1 protein-coding gene is annotated in these 1,484 nt (G+C 55.3%); it reads left to right on the top strand.

The window, feature by feature from the left end:
* Positions 1–146: 146 nt before the first annotated feature.
* On the top strand, positions 147–1,235 hold the full coding sequence (locus ABJK56_RS02640) for a hypothetical protein (RefSeq protein WP_347243114.1): 1,089 nt from the start codon (positions 147–149) through the stop codon (positions 1,233–1,235).
* Positions 1,236–1,484: the final 249 nt, after the last annotated feature.

Here is a 1,484-nt window from a genome sequence, read left to right as displayed (position 1 = left end):
TACTCATCGACCTCGTGGATCCTGTAGAACGGGAGGTAGGTGGCCAGGATCACGGACATTGAGGAGGACGGACTGCCTTAAATTCTGTGCGTCCATGGAGCGAGTTTCCTGCAGCCTTTTAAGGCGACCGGGCTCCTGGGAGGTCCGTGAGGCTGATCCATGTCACATGGAGGAACAGCCGCACCATCGCGGAGTACTCCGGCGGAAACCTCGGCAGGGAGTGCCTATTGCATGAAGTATCACAGTTAATTCATGTTGACGATCTGGTCATCTATAAAGTGGAGGACTTCGACTCCATAGCTTCAAGATTGCTCGCGGGCGTTGCCTCGGCATCCGCGGTGCTAAGATCACAGAAGCTCACCGGAATGTTCAGGGAATTTCGGTTTGGATATGTGGGCTGCCCTAATCGCCTGCATGAAGATCTGAAAGGCGATTCGCTGGTCGTCGTCGACAACATAAGAGGGCTCGTAATGCTCAGGCGCTGCTTGGGCGGGCGCCATGCCAGCGCACCCATCGTGCTCATAAGCGGCGATTTCTACGCAGAACACCCCTACGGGCGCCACGTCGTGGGCGCGCTCTCAGGATTGCTCAGGAGGAGGGCCAGAGAGGCGCTTAGAAGACACGAGTTAAAATTGATCATAGTGCCCACTTACAGGGACAGATATCTGTATGAACTCGACGGCATCGGAACTCGCATCGCGGTATTTCCCACTATATGTCCTCCGAGGAATCAGCTGGATTTCTCGAGGAAGCCCCGGGACAGGATCGTCGTGAACATGATCGGCACGCGGGACCTTCCTCAGAAACTCATAGAGGTGACATCCGCAGCTCTAGCGAGGAACGGCATAAAGGTCGAATTCGTCAGCATCGGCAGGCAGGTTCCCGGTGCCATCCACATCCCCAACCTTCCGAGGGATGAATTCTTGGCCAAGCTGGCGGAGGGACACGTTGGGCTGAACTACGGCAGCCCCAATGTCCTCCAATCCGGGATCAACGTGAAGAGGCTGGACTTCGCGATCGCCGGCAACGTGCCGTTCAACTACCACACCTCGGTGACGGGCCTAGCGCTCCCGAACGAGGTGGCGTTCATCGACTCCTACGACTTCGTCGGAAAGCTTGCGCAGTACGATGCGGATACGCTGATCGAGATGGGGAAGGAGAACGCGCATTACGTGATGAATGTCCGCGACGCGGCGCTTGCGGACCTAAAGAGGGCCTTGGCCGAGATTCTATGAGTTGTGAACGCTGCACATGCCAGCATTACGGATCGATCATAAAGCGGGTTCATCTTAAATTCAATTGAACGCCGAGAGAATGCGTGATGGTACCCTATCTTAGAAATCGGCCCCCCTCACGAGAGATAGTCGAGAGGGCAAAAGAGCGACTGAGCCCCGTGACAACGGAGCTATCACAGTGCCGATGGGCTGGGTTCGCGTTGCTATCCAAAAGGGTTATAACTATCCATAGATAGATAATGTATTGAA

The organism is Thermogutta sp. (genome assembly GCF_039793925.1).
Classification (GTDB): Bacteria; Planctomycetota; Planctomycetia; order Pirellulales; family Thermoguttaceae; genus Thermogutta.
Note: the sequence above shows the minus strand (reverse complement) of the source record. Positions and strands in the feature narration are given on the sequence as shown.